Annotated in this window: 1 protein-coding gene; it reads left to right on the top strand. The window is 75.5% G+C overall.

All coding sequences use genetic code 11. The features are described 5' to 3' along the window. On the top strand, positions 1-1,815 hold a 1,815-nt coding region (locus tag ACFV4N_RS43340; protein ID WP_499678526.1), incomplete at both ends, for a non-ribosomal peptide synthetase.

Below are 1,815 nucleotides of genomic sequence, written 5' to 3'. Positions count from 1 at the left end.
CGACCACCAGGACCTGCCGTTCGAGCGGCTGGTCGAGGAGCTGAACCCGGCCCGCACCCCGAGCAGGCACCCGCTGTTCCAGGTCATGGTGGTGCTCCAGAACAACGCCGCCGCGGCGGTGGAGCTGGCGGGCGCGGCGTGCGCGCCCGAGCCGGTGCCGAACACGGCCGCCAAGTTCGACCTCACCCTGGCCGCGCACGAGACCCCCGACGGGCTGGGCGGCTACCTGGAGTACGCCACCGACCTGTTCGACCGCGACACCGCCGAGCTGCTGCTCAACCGCTTCACGTGGCTGCTGGCCGACGTCGCCGCCGACCCGGGCCGCCCGATCGGCTCCTACGACCTGCTCACCTCGGCCGAACGGCACGACCTGCTGCTGGTGTGGAACGACGGCGGACCCGCCGCACCGGCCGGGACCGCGCACGACCTGGTGGCCGAGCAGGCGCGGCGCACCCCCGGCGCGACCGCCGTCGTCTCCGGCGGCACCGCCACCACCTACGCCGAGCTGGACGCCGCCGCCAACCGGCTGGCCCACCGCCTGATCACCGCCGGGGTCGAACCCGGCGACGTGGTCGGCGTGCTGCTCGACCGCGACCCCTCGCTGGTCACCGCCGTGCTCGCGGTGCTCAAGGCGGGCGCGGCGTACACCGTGCTCGACCCCCGCTTCCCCGCCGCGCGCCTGGCCGCCGTGGCGGACCGGGCCGGGCTGCGCCACGTGGTGTCCACACCGGACTGCCCCCTCGACGTGACCGTGGTCGAACCCGACGCCGGGGGTCCCGACGCGGACGGCCCCGCCACCGCGCCCGCCATCGCCGTCGACCCCGCCGACGTGGCCTGCGTGATGTTCACCTCCGGCTCCACCGGCGTCCCCAAGGGCGTCCTGGCGCCCCACCGCGCCCTGGTCGGCACCCTCACCGGCCAGTCCTACGTGGACTTCTCCGCCGGCGAGACCTGGCTCCAGTGCTCCCCGGTCTCCTGGGACGCCTTCGCGCTGGAGCTGTTCGGCCCCCTGCTGCACGGCGCCGCCTGCGTCCTGCAACCGGGCCACGTCACCGACCCCGCCGTGATCGCGGACCTGCTCGTCGCGCACGGCGTGACCACCGCGCACCTGTCCGCGAGCCTGCTCAACCACCTGATCGACGAACACCCCGACGCCCTGCGCGGGCTCAGGCAGCTGATGACCGGCGGCGAACCCGCCTCCGTCGCCCACGTCCGCGAACTCCTGGCCCGGCAGCCGGACCTGCGCCTGGTCAACGGCTACTCCCCCGTCGAGAACATGATCTTCACGCTGTGCCGGCGGATCACCCCCGCCGACGCGGAGCACCCCACCGTCCCGGTCGGCTCGCCCATCGCCGGCAAGCGCGTCTACGTGCTGGACCACCGGCTCGCCCCGGTCCCCGTCGGCGTCCCCGGCGAGGTCTACATGGGCGGCGGGCTCGCCCACGGCTACCTGGGCGCCCCCGCGCTCACCGCCGAGCGGTTCGTGGCCGACCCGTTCGAGCCGGGCGGGCGCATGTACCGCACCGGCGACCTGGTGAAGTGGCGCGCCGACGGCTCCCTGGACTTCCTGGGCCGCGCCGACGACCAGGTCAAGGTCCGCGGCTTCCGGGTCGAGCCCGCCGAGGTCCGCGCCGTGCTCACCGCGCACGACGACGTGGTGGACGCGGTCGTGGTCGTGCGGGAGGACCGGCCGGGCGACAAGCGCCTGGTCGCCTACGTGGTCGGCGACGCGGCGCCCGCCGAGCTGCGGGCGCACGTGGCCGGGCTGCTGCCCGAACACCTGCGCCCCGCCTCCTACGTGCCGCTCGGCGCCCT

Origin of the sequence: Actinosynnema sp. NPDC059797 (assembly GCF_042732085.1) — a bacterium.
Lineage (GTDB): Bacteria > Actinomycetota > Actinomycetes > Mycobacteriales > Pseudonocardiaceae > Actinosynnema.
This window is presented reverse-complemented; position numbering and strand designations above follow the sequence as displayed.